We start from the raw sequence: 21533 nt of genomic DNA, 5'->3' as shown, positions 1-21533 counted from the left end.
CTTTTCCCTATATTAAAAGCTAATATATATACTAAAACCCTCTCCAAGTTTTGATGATATATCAAGGCTTCCATTAAGTTCTAATATTCTTTCTCTCATAGCTCTAAGCCCAAAGCCATAAGTAACTATGTCGGCCCCTCCTCCGTTATCTTCAAGAGAAAAGAATACTCTTTCATTATCTAAATACAACTTAACTAAAAAGGCACTACTCTTTCCATGTCTTATACCATTACTGAGACCCTCTAAAAGTGTTGATATAATAACCTTTTCCTGGGCTTTGGTAAGAGCTATATTATAATCTATTTGTGCTTTAATTATTGCCCCTGAATGTTTTTCTGTTTCCGCTATGATTGACTTTATATCAGAATAAAAATCAAGTATATCTTGTCCATTTTCAAGCACACGTACAGAACTTCTTATATCATTAAGACCTTTTCTAACCTGCCCCTGAGCTAGATTAAGTTTGCTCTCTGCAAGATTTACATCCTTTTTTATAAGTCTTTTAGCCGCTTCCATTTCGACTAAAACTGTAGTTAAAGTATGCCCTACTGTATCATGTATTTCTCTAGCAATCCTATTTCTCTCTTTTAATGCAGTTATAGATTCTACTCTTTCATAAGCTTCTTTAAGGTCATTATACATAGAATCTTTTTCTAGTTTTTTAACAGTAACTTCCTTCAGTGCTGCTTCTATAAGTTCCGTCTGCTTTAAAAGATGATTAATTAGGAAAAATATTATATACACTACAATAAAAATTGGCAAATTTAATAGTGTTGAAGAAATAGCTCTAACATTATCATAATCTAATTTGCTTAAAATGGAAACACCAGATATAGAATATAATGTAAAAAAAGCAATAATTCCTCCTATAAAACCTTGATTTACAACTATGTCAGCTAACATAAAAAGATATAATCCTATAGATACATGGGTACTGTCAAATCTATTAATTAAAAATATTAAACATACCTCTAAAATATATACAGCCAAAATCATTAGATTATGCTTTTTTAAAATTCCCCACTTATTCAAGGGATCATGTAGAAAAAATGTATTAATTGAGTATGCCGTTAGAAGAATAAAGTATAAAGACATCAGTATAAACCAATTTGTACTATTATATATACAGTCAACTAGCATAATTAATGTAAATACGCAGTAATTTATAATTATTACAATATTTTTAGCTTTATTATTCATTAGAAATTCCCCCAAATAAGTCTTTCATTGCTGTGATTAGTATTAGTTAACCTTAAAATAATTTTAGCAACAAAAACTATTTTGGTTTTTGTTGCTATAGAAACTTTGTTGTACGTACACCTTATGGATATTTACCAATGTTATTATACCAAATTTCACAATCTTTTACATCATAATTTAACAATACTTATATAAAATTCTTTTAAGGAAGATAAATTCTTATTCCATTAGGGTAGCTTCCCAGTAGTTTATAAATCTCCGTAATTTATTTGCAAGTTCACGATTGATTTCTCCATTTTCAAAGAGAGATTGAACTTCTTTCCTCTGTACTTCAATAGCTTTAAATTGGAGCTCTCTTTTATGTTTATTAAATTGTTCATTATCTTTAGGTTGACTACCTTTTTGTATTCTTCTAATAATTTCGTTATAATGTGCAATTATCTCCAATGAGGCTCCTCTATTTTCATCATTAATTTCTTTTCTAATAGCTGCTATGGCTGCATTATACGCTGATATTTTGGCTGTTTCAATTTCCTTAACATCAGTCATAGAATCATTTTTATATGAAGAAAATACTTTTGACGCAACTCCTTTTATTATTGAAATAGCCAGGATAACTTTATGGTTTAGCTCATTTGATAAAATACTTTCTGTATGATTAAATTTTTCTTTAAGAATGTTGTAGACATTTTGAGAAATCTCTCCTGCTTTAAATAATTGTTCAATTTCCTTTTCTTCTACTTTAAGTGCCTTAGCATAAATGTTCTTTTTCATTTCACTAGACTGTAAATTTAGCTCAACTTGATTTTCACTTCTATAACTCTTCCTAATATATTTATTATAGCTATCAATAACATTTAAAGCAGCTTTTTTATTTTCATCATCTATCTCTTCCTTTAATGCTTTAATGGAAGCCTCTATTACTTTTATAAGTGCTTTTCGCTCAATTTTATTTTTATCTTCCCCTTTTGAATGTTCCTCTTTTTTCACAAGAATAGGCAAAATTATACTTGTCTCAAGTAAACTGAAAAGGATAACTCCTGCTGATATAAATATAATTAAATCACGTTGAGGGAAAGGTGCCCCTCCTTGTAAAACATAGGGAATTGAAAATGCTCCCGCCAAAGTTACTGCTCCCCTAACACCTGAAAGTGACGTTAAAACAGCTGCTTTAAATCTCGATTTATCGAAAAGTTCTTCTTTTCTAAACTTAAGCTTTCCTTCGCCAAATATGTAAACCCATAAAAATCTAATTATAGTTAAAATGATGGAAATAACCACAATATATCCAAAAACCTGTAAGTTATTAAACTTCTCATCTTCAAATATTATTTTTATTACACCAGGAATTTGCAATCCAAGAATCAAGAAAACAAGACCATTCAAAATAAACAAGATTACAAACCAAGTGCTAGTTGAAACAATTTGTAATTTTAACATAAAAGATTCCATGCGCTCATGCTCAATAGAATGTATAATCCCTCCAGAAACAACAGCCAAAATTCCTGATACCCCTAGATGTTCTGAAACTAAATAAATGAAAAATGGGGTTAATATTTGAATCAACATTTGAATTGTAACGTCCTCCATACCTAAACGACGAATAAATCTACGTAGATGAATAATTAAAAAAGATAGAACAACACCACATAAAAGGCCACCAATGGCAATTATAAAGAAACTAGCAGTAGCTTTAATTAATGAGAAACTTCCACTAACAGTTGCAGCAACCGCAAATTTAAATGCTACTAATCCTGAAGCATCGTTTATTAATGCTTCTCCTTCAAGAAGGTTCATTATCTTTTTAGGTAAATGGATTCTCTTGGATAAAGCTTGAACGGCTACTGCATCTGTTGGTGATAAAATTGCTGCTAATGCAAATGCTGCTGATAAAGTTATGGATGGAATCATCCAGTGAATAACATGTCCTACAATAAATACAGTTACAAAAACCAATCCAAGTGCCATTAATAAAATTGGAGTTCTTAAACTCCATAATTCGTTTCTTGATACTCGTTTTCCATCATTGAACAAAAGTGGAGCAATAAATAATACTAAAAATAACTCCGGTTCTAATGTCATATGTATACCTAGCGGTAGGATTGCTAGTATCATTCCTAAGGAAATCTGAACCAATGGAATAGGAAATGAGGGGATAAAACGATTTATAATATTAGAAACCCCAATACTTGCTAGTAAAATCAAAATAATTATAAATATCTCCAAATAATCCTCTCCTTTTTATCACTATCTATATTAATAATACCATACTGTAATTATGATTCCTCTTTAAAAAATATTGATTCAAAACTAATTAGCAAATGTGAAATAAAAAGATGTGGTGAATTTCACCACATCCTAGCTTCATAGTTTATATTATTAACTTCTAAATTATGCTTTCATTAATTTTGTATGCTTATCTATTTAACTTTGCCTTAATAGTTGACCAATACTCTTCATTCTCAAGCCCAAGTCTCCAGATAGCTATACCAGCTAAATTGCTATCATTGACGATATCTAATTTATAAGAAAGGCTTGTACTATTTTCAAACCATACAGTATGACTGACTCCTGACTTATCTTTATACTTAAAGAATGGACTTTTATAGGCATCATTCCATTCAATTTCTGCATTATTAGCTTCTGCTAATTTATATATTGCATCAATACCATAGGCTTTTGAACCCTTTGAAGACCAATCATATCCGTAGCTCGCAACACCTAAAACTATTTTAGATGCTGGTATATTAGAGGAAGCATATTTAATAACACTTTTTACCCAATTGATTGAAGCAACAGGTCCAGAAGAACCATCTGGAGAATGTTCATCGTAAGTCATTAATATAACTTCATCTGTATATTTTGCAATTTCTTTATAATCATACGCACCAATCCAAGAAGCCTTAGGATCATCACTAATTTTTGCTGGCACAGAAGCTGTAACAGTAAAACCTTTTGGCTTAAGTTCCCCATAAAGTTCCTTTAAAAAACTTGTATAGTAGTTTCTGTCATAGTAATAGACATTTTCAAAATCTATGTTTACGCCTTTATAGTTATTTGTTTTTAAGGTATTCGATATATTATTTATTAACAGTTTTCTATTAGCGGGACTTTCAAGCAAGGTCTTTGCTAAGTCAGAATTAAACTTATTCGTTATCATAGCTAAAGGCTTAATTTTATTGTTATTAGCGTACGTAATTTGTTCTTTTGGAACATTACCAGATAGGTTACCTTTAGCATCTATAGTATAAGTATCCGTTGCTATATTATTTATTGAACTAGTGTTTTGCACCATTTGATTATAAGAGGATTTATCCTCTGGATAATAGTAAGTTGTAAATGCTAGAACAGTTTTATCTTTATTAGTAGATGTTTTTACTGTCGTATTTTCTTTATTACTGTATTTATGAAAAACTATAAATGATGTAATAAGAATTATAAAAATAGAAACTCCAGCTAAAATAACTGGTAATAGTCTTTTTTTATTAAACATAAGATTTCCTCCTAGATTTTATACGTAACAGGCTTCTATTCATACCCATTCAGTTTAAATAGGAACATAACCATTATGTATAATATCTTAAGTAATTTCAAATGTAAGTTTTAGCATACATGGGCAAAAATTGATGAAGCTTCTGAAAACTTCCTTTGAAATATAGATAAACTAACTAGAAAGTTAACTTATATATTCTAAGAGTTAGTTTAAAGCTACACTTTCTTTTTCAGCTTTTTTGCTATTATATAATCTCAATGCAGTTATAACAACTCCAAATACACACATAATTGCTGCAGATAAGTATACATATCTCATTCCATAAATAAATACATCTTCTCTGCCTTTCATATAGTCAACTACTCTGTACCCAATCTTGTAACTCATTCTATTGTATAGTAAAAGAGTTGCAAGAGAAGTACCCATAACCATTCCTAGATTTCTAATAAGTGCATTTACACTTCCTGCAATACCAAGTTTGTCCTTCGGAACTGTAGACATTATTAGAGAATTATTAGGTGACTGAAACATTCCATTTCCTATGGTCATAATTACTATATAAACCATTAAAATAATAACTGAGGATTTTTCATTTAAAGTAGATATAAGTAATAATCCTAAACTTGTAAATGAAAGACCAATTACTGTAAGAATCTCTGACCCAATCTTATCTGATAAATAACCACTAAAAGGAGCTACTACCGCTAAGACAATTGGGGATACCATCATAAAAAATCCAGTTTTCGCTGGAGAAAGCTTTAAGATATCCTGAAAATAAAAAGGTAGTATTATATTTGATGCACTAATTGCAATAAAGGAAATAAACGCGCATACTATACTTATTGAAAATAAACTGTTATCAAAAATTTTCAATTGAAGCAGCGGTAATTCCATTTTTCTCTCTATAATAATAAAAATTACAAAGGATATAGAGGCAATAACAAAAGCTAAAATCATTATTGGATTGCCGTACCCTGTGCTTTGACCTTGAACTAATGCTCCAAATAATAATACAGTGAAAACAGTAAATAAAAAGGAGCCTTTTACATCAAGTTTTTCGTTAAGCACTGTATTTGATTTAGGAAATACTTTTAATGTAAGTATAAAAACAACTATTCCTATTGGTACGTTTATTAAGAATATATACTTCCAGCTTACAACTGAAACAATCATACCACCTAGTGGAGGACCTGCCATAGCACCTAAAGCAACGAAAGTTCCTAAAACTCCAAGTGCTCTTCCTCTCTCATTTGGATGGAAAACCTGAGTTATAATTCCTTGGTTAGTAGCCATAGTAGCAGCAGCCCCTATAGCTTGTATTACTCTTGCTGCCACAAGTACTGGCAGCGAATTTGTAAATCCGCATAATAATGAACCTAAAGTAAAAAGAACTACGCCAAATCTGAAGACCTTTGTCTTTCCTTTTATATCACCAAGTCTTCCAAATATTAAGATTGTAGCTGCAATAGCTATTAAGAAACTAGTCACTACCCATTCAATAGCCGCCATACTAACATTCAATTTATCTGACATATCCGGCAGTGCTACATTAACAATACTACCATCCAATGTGGCCATGAATGTTGCAGATAAGACTGTAAATAGAATTATCCATCTTTTTTTATATATTTCATTTTCTACCTTATTCAATGTTTTTCATCCTTTCACAACATTTCTTTCTGTGTCTCTTGCCATTTTCTAAAACACTTTCTAAAAAGTCCAAAGAAGTTTCTATTGCTTCTTTGTCATTTCCCTGTACTAAAATATTAGCAAAATCATCAAGAATTTCAGTAATTTCAGGAATTATGCTCTTTGCTTTATCTGTTATATAAAGCTTATAAGCTCGTACATCCTCTTCATTTTCTTCTTTTCTTACGTAGCCAAGTTCTATTAGTTTTTTTACAGTTCTCGCGGACATGGCTTTATCTACATTAAGTTCCCTGCTTATTTCATTTTGACTTATCCCCTCATTCTTATTTAATACAAATAAATAAGGATATGTTCCTGTAGTAAGATTAAATTTTTCGAGTTTTTTATCAATATAAACCTGTGTACATCTATATATGCTATTTGTTAACTTAAGTAAAGGTCTTATTTTATTATCCATATGTTTTCTCCTATTCTATATTTTACTGTTTCCTTAATTTAGATTTCTATAACTGGCAAAGCAAAACTTCTTACTAAAATAAAATAACACAACATAGTTGATTAGTCAACTATGTTGTGTTATTTTATAATTTTTTATTTTATCTTTTTTTATTGTTCTTTATCATAAAATTAGCTTAACTAGGGTCTTTTTACCTTCTTCGTCACCATCATTTAAATTGATTAGTAATTCTGTCATATTCATAACCTACAGCACTGAGCTTATCTATAATATCCCTCTCTTTTAAATCATAATAGATAGCTAAACTTTCGATGCTTTCAAACTCATCTCTCAGCTTAGTATTTATAAAACTTAGCAGCATATATGGATCCATAGATAACATTTGATCTTTGTTCATTTTCTTCACCTCAAAACAATAATCTTCTAATCTAATCTTTACAGAAAAAGTTTAATTTATAACCCATTGAATTTTTGAAGCATCAATGAATCTAGTACTTTTCCCTGTTTCAATGTCCATAATATAGGTTTTACCAATATTGCCTTTGGTAAACCCCTCTATAAGAGTTCCTATAGGCGTTAGATGCTCCAAAGAAAGATATACAAGATACTTTCCATCTGGAGAAAAACCAATAGGTGTATAGCCTGTAAACTTTTCATCATATATACCATTATAATTAATTTCTAAAAACTTAATGTTTTTTAAATAAAATATCTGACTATGCTAACAATAATTAGTGAGATTATAATTATCCATAAAAAAGTTAATACAGGCTTATAAAAATAGATTAGCTAGAGGTGATTATCATGGATTTAAAAAACATTAAAAAAGTTGAAGATTTAACCATTATGAGTGATGTAAATAGAAGATTAGAACAAGGCTGGATGCTTATCGGCACATATAGCAATAGTTATGACCATTTTTCCTATCCAAGCGAAACTGCTTTTCACTACGTAGTTGGTCTTCCTGAAGGTGCTGAATACCTAGATACTCCTCAAGATACCAATTACAACGACCCAGGTGAAACATAAAATGGTTATTTCTATGCATAAATTTTCATATTTAAACCTAGTAGACACTGGACATTTACAAGCTAGGGTGTCTCATTTAAAAGAAATGCTAGAAAAGAATATCAAGACGCTGCAAAATCTGCTGAACTTGCTGAATTAAAAAACTATAGAAGTAGTATTTAAAATATAATCTTAAACAGCTAAAAACCCCTTAAACAATATTATTGTTTAAGGGGTAAAATATTTACTAATTAGATAATAGTAATATTTTCTGCTTGAGGTCCTTTTGGTCCTTCAACTACGTTGTAAGAAACTTTTTGACCTTCTTCAAGTGATTTGTATCCATCTTTGTTTATTTGAGAAAAATGTGCAAAAACATCTTTTCCATCTTCTCCTGTAATAAATCCAAATCCTTTTTCTCCATTAAACCATTTAACTGTACCAGTCATATTATGTGTACCTCCAAAATTTTGTTTTTCTTAAACTCGTTGTAATAATTTGTTAATAAATTTCAATAGCAAAATACTATATTTAAATACTAATCAAATATATTATGTTTAAATTAATTACGATTTATTTAAGTATCTTTTAACTATATCACCTTTTATTACAAAAAGCAAGCTATTTTAGTATTTTAATAAGTCATTTTCCATATTTTTGCCCTATTAATATATATTTTCTTTCATTACAACAAGCATTTGTTATATATATTATTGGTGTAATTCTCATTCTTTATACAAACACTTATTCTCATTTTAAAGGGGTCATACTTGAAACTTTTTCTATTTCAAGGGATTCATATACAAAAAATAAGATGATATACTTAAAACATACATTACAAGTACTAGGAGGAAATATGGATAAGCTTTGTATAATAGAGGACGATTTTAAGTTATGTGAATTAGTTAAGGAGTATTTTGAAGATAGAGGATATGATATATATATAGTAAAGGATTTTATTAATATATTAGATGAAATAAATAGAGAAAAACCCAAATTAGTATTACTAGATATAAATTTACCTTATTTTGATGGTTATTATGTCTGCAGAGATATTAGAACTAAATCTAATATACCAATAATAATAATCTCAGCTAGAAGTGGAGAAAAGGATCAGATCTTAGCTATTGATTTAGGAGCGGATGATTATGTAACCAAGCCCTTTAAGTTAGAAATACTACATTCAAAAATTAAGGCTGTTTTGAGAAGAACCTATGGTGAATATTCTCCTACTAATAAAGACATTGAAAGATTAGCCTTGTATTTAGAAGAAATGGATTTTACTATTCATTTTAAAGATAAAAGTGTTGAACTTTCTAAAAACGAGTTTAAGCTTATTAATAAGTTTTTGCTGAATCCAGGAAGAGTAGTTAAAAGAGGTGAATTGTTTCAGGAGCTTTGGAATGAAGATACATTTGTTGATGAGAACACACTGACGGTTAATATAACTAGAATTAAGAACATATTTAAAGAGTTAGGAATTAAAGATATTATAAAAACTAAAAGAGGTGTTGGATATATTTTTGATGATAGTGTACTAATAGAGGTGGACGAAGATGAAAAATACAATTAAGAACTTTTTTATAGATAAACTTTTGTACATATTTTTTATGTTACTAAATTCGACTTTGATAACAACCTTTTATACCTTTACTGTAGGTAAAAATGTTGAGATTATATACCCCTTTATAATAACTGTGTTTCTTATTTCCGCTGCGCTGATAATTGATTTGTTTAGATATTACGGATTTAATAAAAACATTATATCAATGCAACAGGATGGGAATCACAGACTAAAAGCATTCACAAGAGAACAAAAGGAAGTATCCAAAGCAATTGAACATATTAACCTAAAATATTCTGAGAAGGAACAAAAGCTCTTAAGTGATTATAAAAATAAAATATACTTTTTAAGCGGTGCAATACATAAGTTTAAAAACTATATATCTGTTATCGGACTTATAATAGAAAAAAATAAATATAAAAATGAAGAATTAGAATTAGTTTTAAAGGACATAGAATATGAAAATGACAATTTATGTGCTTCCTTAGAGCAAGTTTTAAATTATATAAAGCTTGATAGTTTTAGTAATGATTTTGAACCTATAACTATTAACTTATATGATGAGCTAAAAGACATAATCAATACAAATAGAAGCACATTTATAAATAATGATATGTTTCCTATTCTAAACTGTGAGGAAAAAGATAATTGTATAATAACAGATAGAAAATGGAACAAGGCAATAATAGAACAACTAATTATAAATGCAATTAAATACAGCTCATTAAGAAAGAAAAGTAAAAATATATATTTCAATATTTTTAAAAAAGGTAATAATGTATTTTTAGCTGTAAGAGACGAAGGTATTGGTATACCAAGTTATGATTTTAAAAAGATATTTGACCCTTTCTTTACAGGAGAAAATGGAAGAAAAATAAGGAACTCCACTGGAATAGGCTTATATATAGCCAGAGAAATAGCGCTGAAGCTAGGACATGAAATATATATAGAGGAATCAAAAATTGATATAGGTACGGTGTTCACAGTTAAATACCTTTCAAAATTGTAAGGTTATTTTCACATAGATAAATTTTTATATGTGGTAAATAACCTTAAGATTGTAGATGAAAGGGAGCTGATTATTATGGAAATTTTAAAAGCAAAGAATTTAACAAAGATATATGGTAGTGAAAGAGGCGAAGAATCAACAAAGGCATTAAACGGAATATCTTTTAGTATAGATACCGGAGAGTTTGTAGGTATAATGGGTCCGTCTGGCAGCGGAAAAACAACACTGCTTAATGTATTGAGTGGTATTGATAGATTAACCTCAGGAAAAGTAACAATAAATAATAAATTGATATGTGAAATGAGCAAAAAAGAGCTTGCTTTATTTAGAAGAAGAGAAATAGGCTATATATTTCAAGATTTTAACCTTTTAGATAGCTTAACCTTAAAGGAAAATATAATGCTTCCAATGATTTTAGATAAAAAACCCTCAGATGAGATAGAAAAGAAAGCTAGAGAGCTTATGAAGCTTTTTGAAATATATAATATAGCAAATAAATATCCTTATAACATATCAGGAGGACAACAGCAGAGAGTTGCTGTAAGTAGAGCACTTATTAACGACCCATCAATAATTTTTGCAGACGAGCCAACTGGAAATTTAGATTCAAAGTCCTCAAAAGGTATTATGGAATGCTTTGAAAAGATGAATAGAGAACTCCAATCAACTATATTAGTAGTAACCCATGATGTTTTTGCCGCCAGTTTTTGCAACAGGATTATATTTATTAAAGACGGAAAAATACACTCAGAAATTATTAAAAAAGGTACAAGAAAAGAATTCTTAGATAGCATCTTTAATTCCTTAGCTGTACTTGGAGGTGACAGCTATGACATTTAAAGATATAGCGATTAAAAACTTTAAGGGAAATATAAAAAAATACTTGATATATTACTTATGCAATAGCTTCATTGTAACAATGTTTTTTATGTATTCAGCATTAATTTTTAATGAGAAACTATGGACAACATCCCAAATAGAAAAAGGTGTTTTGCAGATGTTGATTATTCCTAATGTAGCCTTAGCAGTATTTTGCATATTTTTTATAAGCTATGCCCATTCTTCATTTATAAAGTGGAGAAAAAAAGAATTTGGTGTATTTATGAATCTAGGCATGACAACTGAAGATATTAGAAAAATTATCATTTATGAAAATATAATAGTAGCTTTAGGTGCAATATTATTAGGACTCTTAACAGGAGCCGTTTTCTCGAGGCTATTTTTTATTGTTATAACAAGGCTTTTAGAAGTTAGAGGAATAGCTTACACTATAGGTTTTAAAAACTTTATATTTTCAGTTAGTATATTTTTAGGTATATATTTTGTTAACTTAATTACAACAATAACAACTACCTATAAATTTGATATAATTACACTATTAAAGGAAAATAGAAAAGTTCAAAACAACAGGGTTGGCAATCCCCTATTAGCTATTGTTGGAATAGCCATAGTTGTGTGTGCGTCCATATTTTTGTATCTGGAATTTATGGGCAGATACCAAGGACAGGCATTACTATTATCAACTATATCAATTCCAATAGGCGTGTACATGATAATATCCCAATTTGGAGGAATATTAATAAAGCTTTGCCAAAAAAGCAAAAAAGCCTATTATAATAGATTAATATTCATAACCTATATGAATAGCAAGTTTAAGGAAACTAGAAAAATAATATTTATTCTTTCAATTCTAGTTGCAGTGGTTATATTTTATGTAGGAGCTATGCTTAGTTTTTGTATCACAGCTGAAAAAAATGCAGTATATACAAATACTTATGATATTTCTTATGCTGAAATTAAAGATAAAAATATAATTTCTGATGAAAAAGTAGAGAGAATAGCAGTTAAAAACAATGAAAAGATAAAAGAACATAAGACGCTTGAATTTATATATTATTATGGGACTAATAAAATGCCAAATCTCTATATACTTATGACCGATAAAGAGATAAATAAATTAGGAAAAACGAATTTAAAGGTTGGTAAGGGTAAGTTCATATCTCTTTGCCAGTTTGATAAAATAGATGAAACTGATAAAAATAATACAGGAACCTTTAATCTAAATTTCAGTCTTAATAGCGGCATATATGAATTATGTGAACAAGAGGTTGTTTATAAAGCATTATTTAAAAGCAGCAATTACTGTTACTCTAACATTATTGTTCTAAATGAGAGTGATTATAATTTTATTAAAGATCAAAAAAACATCTGTGCACTTGGTAGATTTCAGCTATATAATTTTAACGATTGGAAAACTACAAAACCTATTGTTGAAGAGTTAAAAAGTGAGCTTGATATAATAAATAAAAATACAAAAGGAATACCTTCAACTTTAAATAAGCATGAAAATCCTCTAGAGATTGCCTCAAAAATTGGCAGTTACAATTATAATAAGCAATCAGCCAAATTATTGCTATTTACCTCAGGCTCTTTAGGACTATTCTTTTTTATTGCTACAGCTATAGTGTTGTTTTTGAAGCTATTATCAGATATTGATAGTGATAAAAAGAGGTTTAACAGTATGTATAAAATAGGAATTTCAGATGAAGAGATAAAACAGCAAATAGGAAGTGAACTTAAGCCCTTATTTTTTATAGGACCTGTCATCGGGATTATATTGGCCTTTACCTATACTATAATTTTTAGCCAAGATGCAGCATCTAATGTAAGAAAGTATCCTATATATTCTAATTTAATAGTTTCCTTAATATTTTTGTTTATACAAATAGTTTATTATTTTGTCTGCAAAAAAATTTATTGTGATGAAATACTAGAAGAACTTTTTATACAATAGAATTAAGAAACGTAAAATAGTAGCTCTATATATAGGTAGAGCTACTATTTTTTATAAGAAGTACTTTGAACTAATAACTATATTCTTAGTACTTCTTCTTTTGCCAGGTTTTTTGTTTATATGCAAGTACCCCATTTACGATTAAAGACTTATGTCCTAAAATGTTACGAAGTTTAATTTTAACATTTTTATTTTCTTCAGTCATTATTGTTTTAGGGACATACACTGTAATCTCATCTTGGACAAAGTGCTCATAATTTTCGCTCTCCTCTGGTTCTCCTAACTTGATTACAGGAACAAAAACTGGTCCGGAGCAGCATCCTCCTCTATTGTCCATTTCTATATAAATATCTTGAACATTCTTTCGATTTAAATACTCTTTAACACCTTTTTTAATTTCTATATTAATAATAACACCTCCTTTTGCTTAAATTTTTTATTAGAGTAACCAAATATATTATAATACATTCTGCATTTTCTGTCATTTTTCTATTAATATAAAACTCTAATTTTTTAAGTTATTTATTTTAAATTCTATAAGAACCTAGTACCTTAGTAAAAGCTTAAAAAGCCCCAGCATATTATGTTATTCTATCTTTAGAATATCTCACTGACCTAAAATAGAATAACACATATATGCTAGAGCTACTTTTATCCTTTTGACATTTTATAATTTCCTTTACAATCAAATTGTTCTCTCCATGCTTTTTCTGCTAAAGGTTTAAAATCTTCCGCTATTCCATCTAGTTTTCTTTGAAAATCCTTATCCTCTATCATCATCCTTGCGCCTTCATCTGTAGGTTTTGCACCTGTTTTGTCAACTACTTCCCTAACCACATTAGTATTATCTATCATCATACATGGCAATAATAAATTTTCATTATAAGGCTGCCTACTTCTCAGTTCTTTAAATAAATCTGATTTAAATACATCTATAAGCTTTTTATTCTTTAAGTTATCTACTGCAAAATGTGCAAAAATACATGGCTCTACATCTTCATGAGAGTTGATATGACAATAATATTTGCCTGCTATACATCCTCCAACATACGGTGCATCATTAAAGAAATCTATCATGAAATAAGGTTTATCCTGTCTAAGTTTTCTAACTCTTTCCCCTAATTTCAATCTTTGTTCAGATGTAAGCATTAAATTTATATCTGGGTCTTTTCCTACAGGCATATACATAAAGTACCAGCCCATTTTTGCTCCTTTTTCCACAAGCATATCTATAAACTCATCGGATGTTACAGTATCAATATTTTCTCTACTTGTAGCTGATGAAACTCCAAAAGAACTCCTCTTTCTTTTAAAAGCTCCATAGCATGCATAACCTTTTTGAATACTCCTTTTCCTCTTCTTTTGTCGGTATCCTCTTCAAAACCTTCAAGAGAAAACATCGGTATTATATTACCTAACTCCTTAACTTTATCAGCTAAAGTTTCATCAAATAATGTACCATTAGTAAATGGGGTAAACATGCAGTCTTTATGCTTTTTATATATATCTAGCATATATTCATTAAAGAAAGGTTCTCCTCCCAAAATTATAAAATAATATATCCCAAACTCCTTTGCTTCTTTAATAATTCTATCCATTTCTTCATATGGTATATCATCTTCTTTACTATAACTAGAAGCATAGCAGCCAGTACACCTTAAATTGCACCTCATTGAAGGACTTATCAAAAGTACAAATGGTGTCTTTGTCCCTGTTTCCTGAAAATATTTATCTCTTTTAGGCATACCATACCATGCTGCATTAGCAAAAAAATTTGTGAACAGCTTTTTTAAGCATTTTTTATCTGTGTTTTTTAAAATGTCAGTAATAAACTCATGGGTAGGAATATTATTATTGTACATATCTTCCACAACTTTTAGTCTGTCTAAGTTTTCCTCATCTTTGCGGACTGCCTTTTTGAACAAGTCAAATAATTTATCAACATTTTTTTCGGGATTCTTACTCAGTAATTCTACCCCAGCTTTAACTAGGGTATCCTTAGCTTTCTTTTCTAAGACATCAGTTACTTTCATACAGTTCCCCCTAAGTCATAAATAATTTGTTTATATATGTCTATTAATTAATTTATTAAATTATACATATGTCTTTTTAAATTTGCTGAGAATCTAAAGGCTTAAATATCAAACTTAAAGCCATGTGTATCCTTCTTATTAAATTCTCTTACATAAGTAGATAGCTCATAAAGATAATTTTTATCTAAAATAGTAATTGAATTTTCATCTTTTTTTATACACCCTTTTTCAATGAACTTATTAATAGTGTTATATAAATTCTTTCTACTTACCGATAAAGTTTTGCAAATTCCATACATGCTATCATATTTAAATATATCCTCTTGAGAATTTTCCAAAATGTAAAAAGCAAGTAATTCTTCTAATCTAAAAAGATCTTTCATCATCAATTTTTTATACATATAATACATTCTTTTGCTTGTCTTGTAAAAAAATATATTTAGAAACTCTGAATTTTGTTGTAACCTTTTAAAGATGTTCTTATTTATCTTCAGCAGAGAAGAATTGCTGGTTGAAGTAATGTCGCAAAACAAATTTTGTTCATAAATATAGCTAATTTTTCCCACAAATTCGTTTTCGGAAAGTGTATCTACTAAAAAATTTTTTCCGTATTTAGTTACGATTTCTATTTTAACATTACCCTCTAAAATAAAAAAAATTTCTTCAAGATTTTCATCAGAATGAGTTATGTACTCTCCCTTTTTATATTTTACAATAGGTATTTCATCTAAATAATCCTTTATGTAGCTGTAAATGCAGATATCCTTTAACTCCATATCAAAACCATCCTTTGTAAATAAGTTATAGATATCCAACCTTGATGTTTAAGTTATACACCGGGATATGTTTCCAAACTTCAGTCCGTTAAAAACTTTTAGCTTTGGAAACATATCCCTATGTATAATTTCAGTATCTATGTTGGATATCTATATTATAAATTAAAACTAGTAATCCCAATAGTAGGGTTACTAGTTTTAATAAAATTTGTATTCTATACGGATTTTGGTTCTCTACTTAAAACATTGTGTCGTGGGCAATATAACAAGCTATACTGTTTTCTAAAAATAAGTCCTGGATTTCTTCTAGTCTAGAGTAACTGATATCTCCATTATCTTTATAATCATATTCTTTACCGAGCTGCGTCCATTTTGACTCTCCTAACCTATGGAAAGGAAGAATGTTTATTTCAACAAGATTGTTGGACTTCATAAAATTTATTAGCTGTAATATATTTTCATCATCATCATTAAAATTCTTGATAACAGGCATCCTAATAATGAGTCGTCCATTCCAATTAGATTTTGCAAGTGAAGATATATTATTGAGAATTAAGTCATTATAAACTCCAGTCTTCTCCCTGTGGGCTTCTCTATTCATATGTTTGATATCAATAAATGCAAAATCTATGTGCTTCATTACTTCTAAAAAGGTTTCTTCTGATGCATACCCGCTTGTTTCAATAGCTGTATGGAATCTATTTTCTCTGCATAGCTTTAAAACCCTAAGTAAGAAGTCACTTTGTCCGAGAGGTTCTCCACCGCTGAAGGTTATTCCCCCATTGCTTCTCCAATTGTTTGAATCCCTTTTTAATATATTCATTAATTCATCAACACTATATTCCTTTGAACATGACTTTAAAGCATTATAATAGCAAGCCTTAGCACACTCAAAGGTTGTGCAGGAGCTGCAAATATCTAAGTTTAGAACTGGCTTATTTTGTTCATCAAAACTCAAAGCATTTTTAGTGCATTTATCTCTGCAAACTGTGCAGCCTTTATTATATTTGCAGGACATTTCACTAAACATAATGCGAGATTTTTTACTCCAGCTTTCAGGGTTTGCGCACCATCTACAGCTAAGAGGACACCCACTCATAAAAATAGTAGTTCTACAGCCAGGGCCGTCATGAACAGAGAAACTCTGTATATCAAATATTATTCCTTTAGTATTCACTGCTTTACCTCTTATTTTTTAAATTTATGGCCAGTACAAGTTATTGCATTTAAGTTGCCATAAACCCAATCTTCTTTAGATAATCCCTTACAAGTTCCCATACCCTTTTCATCTTCATTATGAAAATGCTCACAGTTATTGCACTTTGGAGCTAAATGAAATTTTCCACAGGTATCACCATCTATATTTATTAATGCTTTAGTTAATCTGCAAACTCCTTTAGTCGCATCTATACTAGAAAAATTTAAACAATCATTATGTTTTAATGCCATATCATTACACTCCTTCATGTTCTGTTCTAGATATTACTTCATCTTGAATAGGTTTTCCGAGTTCACACCAATACTGTGTAAAGCCTGCAACACGAACTAACAAATCTCTATATCCATCTGGTTCATTTTGAGCTGATTTAAGTACCTTAGAATCAATAATATTATATTGTACGTGAGTGCCGCCTCTTCTCATATATGCCCTTGTTAAATCTAATAATTTTCTTGTACCCTGCATTCCTTTTAATGCAACTGGATGAATTTTAAGATTCATTTGAGAATTTTGTGATGTAGTATGATCCCAAATGTTAGCTGATTCAAATAATGCATATAAACCATTCTTATCTGTTCCAGGATATGCTGATACTGAACCATCTGAATAAGTAGTTCCACCTAATCTTCCATCGGAAGTTGCCAAAGTAGCTGCACCTTGTGGACCATGAGTTGATACAGATATCTGACAAGGATACATTTTCTTTCCGTATAAAGATTCGGCTTTGCGACATGCTACTGACAGCCAGTCCTCATATTCCTTTAAAATGCTGTCAACATAGAAGTCGTTGTTTCCATACTTAGGTGCCTTTAAGCAAGCTCCATATATTTGATCATATTTATCCATACCATTAATTTTTATCTGCTCCGCTAAGGAATAGTTGTCAATTTCAGCTGCCTGCTTGTAACCGAAATTGTTTAAAATACCATCTATCATTTCATCAAGAGTATATTTTTTGCTGTCATATACTAAGCTCTTTAAAGCTGCTAAAGAGTTAACCATGGTAACAGTTCCACAGGTCTCTACATTAAATGTTGCATTATATCTATATCCCATGTTTCCAATATGCTGTCCATTATCTAAGGAATCTGGTTTAAGGAAGGAGTTTATAACAGCCATATTCTGTTTTCTCCAAATGTCATGTTCGATATTGTTTGTCTTGGCTAGAATTTGTATAGTATCTTCATAATACTCTTTAAAGGTTTCAAACAGCTCTTCAAAGCTCTCAAGTTTCTTATTATGAGGTGGATAAACCTGCATTCCAGTTCTATGATCTTTTCCGTTAGTTAAAACTAATTCAAGAATTTTAGGATTAGCTACAAAGTGGACTCCAACACTAGTAGGCTGTCCAGCTCCACCAGGAATGTCATAAGCCTTGTCATTTAGCGTTAATGGTTTCCAGCAACAAGGAGATATTTCCAAACATCCTCCTATTGCAACAGACCTAGCTTCTTCTATAGTCATTCCTTCTTCAGCGTATTGATTTATCATAAAATCCATTGCGTTGCGGTTGTTAACCCATGCAGGATATCCAGTTCCAGTTTTGCAGCATTCTGCGGCCTTTATTAAGAACTCTTCTGGAAGTTTTTCATCATACATTATTGTTAAAGTAGGCTGTGGTGTTCTGCAAGTCATGCCAGCTTCTAGTATTATCATTTCTAGTTCATTTGCTGCAGATTGATTTTCTCTTGTCAAACCACCTAAGGATAAGTTATTAAAGGTGTTACCTGATAATACCCCACCGTTAACTCCTGCTGAAGCAAAAACATCTATGCAGGTTATTTTAATTCTATAAAGCTCCATTAATTCAAGAACTTCTTCTTTTGTTATCTTACCACTTGCAATATCCTGCTCATACCAAGGATACAAAACTTGTCCAAGTTTTCCTATTGATAGTCCAGATATAACATCTTCATTTAATACAGCAATGTGAAGTGCATAAGATAACTGAAGAGCTTCTCTAAAGTTACGTGGTTGATTATGTGCTATAGATTCAAGACATTCAGCTATATCATTGTATTCTTTTTTCTCTTGTTCACTAGTTAATATTTCTTCTAAAAATCTTGCATGCTTAGCATAGTTAAGAATCCATTGTTGTAATCCTTCTATAGTATGAATAACAGCTTCATAGAAATAAAGTCTGTCCATTCCTATTAAACCATCACCATCTGCATTTCCTGCAACTCTATCTCTGCACTCTTTTGCTATTTCCTTAAGCTTATCAAAACCGTACTGAAGTGGATAATAATAATTTATTACTTCTCTACCCTGTGGTATTGTATAACCTGAGTCAAACATACATACTAAGCTTCTCATTATTTTTTCCTTTGTATCGTACCCAGGTACCATCTTTTCATATCTAAGACTAACATCTTCAACAGACTTACCAACCCATTCATTTGCAACTTTTAAAAGTGCAGGGATTTCTTCTTTTCTCATTCCAAACTTGCCGGCAATTGAAACTACTTCTCCAAAACTCTTAGTTACGTTTCCGCCACCTTGTCCAACATGACTTAATTCGTCTGCTGCACTTCCAACTGACTTATTTGCTTCCTTTGAAATTTCATCGCCTTGTGCAACAAAGAAACTTTCACTAAGCCATGGCATTGGAAAAGAACCTCTGTAATGACGAGTCTTCTGCATTACTAACTTTTCCCCTGGTATAATGTTTGGTGTAAGATGAGAAAATGCCTCTTTTAAAGCTTTCGCTCTTCTAACAACTGTTACTTCCCCATCTAATTCTCTCCACTTTCTGTTATACCAGTATGGGAATTCCATATCAGCCGTAGCAAGAGTATTATAAAAAATATCTCGTAGAGCATTAGCTCTAGGAGTTGGATTTTTTTCTACTTCTTGGTGGCTGTTATCATTAGAATTATTATCAATGTCTATACCTTTGGCTGATAAAATGCTTTTAATTTTATCTTCTTTGATTTTGTCCATAGTAGATATGCCTCCTATATATGTAATCTATAAATAATATAATCTATATTTACAGATAACTAATAGTGTAAAGTACACATTGATAAAAATGTCCATGGATTTATTCATAAAATATATTTGATAAAACAAAAATGTGATGAATTTCATCACATTTTATTGAACCTTTTAGCTTCATATATGTTTTTTAGGCGTTCTCTACAAACTGAATTTTTAATCCATTTGGATCTAATACAAAAAAGAACTTCGTATGTGAATTGGGCTGAAATGGTCCACTATGAATATCTATACCTTTTTCTTTAACAAGTGCCATAATTTCATCTACTGAATTTACTTCAAATCCAAGAGAAATATCCTGTCCAAAGCTTACTTCTTTCAAAGCTTCATTGCACATAAGCTCAACCTTTGTTTCTCCATCTCCTAAAAATGCAATTTCTACCCCCGGACCTGCCTTGAATCTTCTATCTACACTGAGCCCAACTATCTCCTGATAAAATTTTAGAGATTCCTCTAAATCTTTAACCATTAATGTAGTCCAACAAAATTTCATAATTTCTCCTCCTCAATATAAAAAAATCCTTTGATAATATTTTACTCCTCTATTAACATCTCATCAATTATTATTCTATATTCTTTATGTAAATGTTAATCAAGAAGAAGATTAGCAGAATAAATTTGACTTTCTGTAACAATTTATGTATTTATGCATAATATAATATTGTAGTAAAATCTATGGAGGTATCTCATGAATATCACAGACCACTACAATGACAATAATGAAGACATAATTGAAAATTACTATCAGCCTAGAAATATGAATTCTCCTACTTATCCCATGTATTCTTGCCCTCTATGCAACTATGCAATGTCTATGAGGAATGAATACTACGATTCATACGAATATGATGATCCAGATGAATATTACGATTTAGATGAATCTGATGATCCAGGATACAGACAAAGGCATCGTAGAAGACGTAGGCGTAGACGTAGACATCCACGTTTTGATGATCGTTTCTTTTTTCCATCGCCATTCTTCTTCCCATTTTTCTTCTAATCCGAAAGATATTAAGACTAATGGGATTAGCATTAATAAGAATCCTAGCACACCAGTTGTTCCTGGTGTGCTTCTTTAATCTTCTTAACAACTACATATTTTAAATATAACAAGCACCTGGAGTTAACCAAGTGCTTTACTGTTGCCACACAGTATGTAATCCTCACTACAATCATTAGGCAATTTTCCTTATACTTATTGTATAATATTTTCAGAGTAATATCGTTCGTCATTTTCTATTTGTAGTAGGACTCATCCTGCATCTAAATTTGTAACTAAAGTTATTAAGACATTAAAGTAAGAAAGGTAACCTCTTAGCTCTAATGCCTTCTT

General features: G+C 30.1%; 20 protein-coding genes and 1 pseudogene. 6 read left to right on the top strand and 15 right to left on the bottom strand.

The features are described from left to right. Nucleotides 1-12: 12 nt before the first annotated feature. The 7 genes from RCG18_RS20100 to RCG18_RS20070 form a co-directional block, all read right to left on the bottom strand. Nucleotides 13-1200: a sensor histidine kinase gene (locus RCG18_RS20100; RefSeq protein ID WP_308037803.1), complete on the bottom strand. Its 1188-nt coding sequence runs from the start codon at nucleotides 1198-1200 to the stop codon at nucleotides 13-15. Between the two features lie 219 nt (nucleotides 1201-1419). Then, a complete protein-coding gene (locus tag RCG18_RS20095; protein WP_308037802.1) occupies nucleotides 1420-3426 on the bottom strand; it encodes a Na+/H+ antiporter in 2007 nt (668 codons plus the stop codon). Nucleotides 3427-3616: 190 nt separating this feature from the next. Continuing rightward, nucleotides 3617-4693, bottom strand: a complete 1077-nt coding sequence (locus tag RCG18_RS20090) for a glycosyl hydrolase family 18 protein (RefSeq protein ID WP_308037801.1) — start codon at nucleotides 4691-4693, stop codon at nucleotides 3617-3619. Nucleotides 4694-4897: 204 nt separating this feature from the next. After that, the gene (locus RCG18_RS20085; protein ID WP_308037800.1) at nucleotides 4898-6343 is read right to left on the bottom strand and encodes an MFS transporter; all 1446 of its coding nucleotides are present in this window, start codon (nucleotides 6341-6343) and stop codon (nucleotides 4898-4900) included. After that, nucleotides 6336-6800, bottom strand: a complete 465-nt coding sequence (locus RCG18_RS20080) for a MarR family winged helix-turn-helix transcriptional regulator (RefSeq protein WP_308037799.1) — start codon at nucleotides 6798-6800, stop codon at nucleotides 6336-6338. Before RCG18_RS20080 ends, RCG18_RS20085 begins: the two co-directional genes overlap by 8 nt. A 208-nt stretch (nucleotides 6801-7008) precedes the next feature. Next, nucleotides 7009-7197: a DUF4250 domain-containing protein gene (locus RCG18_RS20075; RefSeq protein WP_308037798.1), complete on the bottom strand. Its 189-nt coding sequence runs from the start codon at nucleotides 7195-7197 to the stop codon at nucleotides 7009-7011. A 51-nt stretch (nucleotides 7198-7248) separates the two neighbouring features. After that, complete coding sequence (locus RCG18_RS20070; RefSeq protein WP_308037797.1) at nucleotides 7249-7389, bottom strand: hypothetical protein; 141 nt, start codon at nucleotides 7387-7389, stop codon at nucleotides 7249-7251. A gap of 215 nt (nucleotides 7390-7604) precedes the next feature. Between RCG18_RS20070 and RCG18_RS20065 the strand changes: the two genes are divergently transcribed. Continuing rightward, nucleotides 7605-7829, top strand: coding sequence for a hypothetical protein (locus RCG18_RS20065; RefSeq protein WP_308037796.1), 225 nt, complete (start codon nucleotides 7605-7607; stop codon nucleotides 7827-7829). Nucleotides 7830-8059: 230 nt separating this feature from the next. Here the strand turns inward: RCG18_RS20065 and RCG18_RS20060 are convergent, their stop codons facing one another. Then, entirely contained in the window at nucleotides 8060-8257 is a 198-nt protein-coding gene (locus RCG18_RS20060; RefSeq protein WP_308037795.1) for a cold-shock protein, read from the bottom strand. 407 nt (nucleotides 8258-8664) lie between these two features. On the opposite strand from RCG18_RS20060, the gene RCG18_RS20055 reads away from it, so the two are divergent. From RCG18_RS20055 to RCG18_RS20040, 4 genes are all read left to right on the top strand, one after another. Beyond that, on the top strand, nucleotides 8665-9381 hold the full coding sequence (locus RCG18_RS20055) for a response regulator transcription factor (protein ID WP_308037794.1): 717 nt from the start codon (nucleotides 8665-8667) through the stop codon (nucleotides 9379-9381). After that, nucleotides 9365-10381, top strand: a complete 1017-nt coding sequence (locus tag RCG18_RS20050; protein ID WP_308037793.1) for a sensor histidine kinase — start codon at nucleotides 9365-9367, stop codon at nucleotides 10379-10381. Before RCG18_RS20055 ends, RCG18_RS20050 begins: the two co-directional genes overlap by 17 nt. A gap of 75 nt (nucleotides 10382-10456) precedes the next feature. Then, entirely contained in the window at nucleotides 10457-11221 is a 765-nt protein-coding gene (locus RCG18_RS20045) for an ABC transporter ATP-binding protein (RefSeq protein ID WP_308037792.1), read from the top strand. Beyond that, nucleotides 11211-13175: an FtsX-like permease family protein gene (locus RCG18_RS20040; protein ID WP_308037791.1), complete on the top strand. Its 1965-nt coding sequence runs from the start codon at nucleotides 11211-11213 to the stop codon at nucleotides 13173-13175. The genes RCG18_RS20045 and RCG18_RS20040 overlap by 11 nt, the downstream gene beginning before the upstream one ends. A gap of 85 nt (nucleotides 13176-13260) precedes the next feature. Here RCG18_RS20040 and RCG18_RS20035 read toward each other — a convergent pair whose 3' ends face one another. The 7 genes and pseudogenes from RCG18_RS20035 to RCG18_RS20005 all read right to left on the bottom strand — a co-directional run bounded on the left by RCG18_RS20035 (nucleotide 13261) and on the right by RCG18_RS20005 (nucleotide 20693). Further along, complete coding sequence (locus RCG18_RS20035) at nucleotides 13261-13572, bottom strand: CC/Se motif family (seleno)protein (protein ID WP_308042064.1); 312 nt, start codon at nucleotides 13570-13572, stop codon at nucleotides 13261-13263. Nucleotides 13573-13826: 254 nt separating this feature from the next. Then, a pseudogene (locus RCG18_RS20030) lies at nucleotides 13827-15208 on the bottom strand (radical SAM protein). A 101-nt stretch (nucleotides 15209-15309) separates the two neighbouring features. After that, nucleotides 15310-15984, bottom strand: coding sequence for a Crp/Fnr family transcriptional regulator (locus RCG18_RS20025; RefSeq protein WP_308037790.1), 675 nt, complete (start codon nucleotides 15982-15984; stop codon nucleotides 15310-15312). 238 nt (nucleotides 15985-16222) lie between these two features. Beyond that, nucleotides 16223-17161 (bottom strand): 4-hydroxyphenylacetate decarboxylase activase, encoded by a 939-nt coding sequence (gene hpdA, locus RCG18_RS20020; protein ID WP_308037789.1) that lies wholly within the window; start codon nucleotides 17159-17161, stop codon nucleotides 16223-16225. A gap of 11 nt (nucleotides 17162-17172) precedes the next feature. Beyond that, entirely contained in the window at nucleotides 17173-17433 is a 261-nt protein-coding gene (gene hpdC / locus RCG18_RS20015) for a 4-hydroxyphenylacetate decarboxylase small subunit (RefSeq protein WP_308037788.1), read from the bottom strand. Nucleotides 17434-17437: 4 nt separating this feature from the next. Further along, on the bottom strand, nucleotides 17438-20146 hold the full coding sequence (hpdB, locus tag RCG18_RS20010; RefSeq protein WP_308037787.1) for a 4-hydroxyphenylacetate decarboxylase large subunit: 2709 nt from the start codon (nucleotides 20144-20146) through the stop codon (nucleotides 17438-17440). A gap of 184 nt (nucleotides 20147-20330) precedes the next feature. Beyond that, nucleotides 20331-20693: a VOC family protein gene (locus RCG18_RS20005; RefSeq protein WP_308037786.1), complete on the bottom strand. Its 363-nt coding sequence runs from the start codon at nucleotides 20691-20693 to the stop codon at nucleotides 20331-20333. 264 nt (nucleotides 20694-20957) lie between these two features. On the opposite strand from RCG18_RS20005, the gene RCG18_RS20000 reads away from it, so the two are divergent. Beyond that, the gene (locus tag RCG18_RS20000; RefSeq protein ID WP_308037785.1) at nucleotides 20958-21200 is read left to right on the top strand and encodes a hypothetical protein; all 243 of its coding nucleotides are present in this window, start codon (nucleotides 20958-20960) and stop codon (nucleotides 21198-21200) included. Nucleotides 21201-21533 lie beyond the last annotated feature (333 nt).

This window comes from Clostridium sp. OS1-26 (assembly GCF_030915445.1).
Taxonomy (GTDB): domain Bacteria; phylum Bacillota; class Clostridia; order Clostridiales; family Clostridiaceae; genus Clostridium_AM.
Note: the sequence above shows the minus strand (reverse complement) of the source record. Positions and strands in the feature narration are given on the sequence as shown.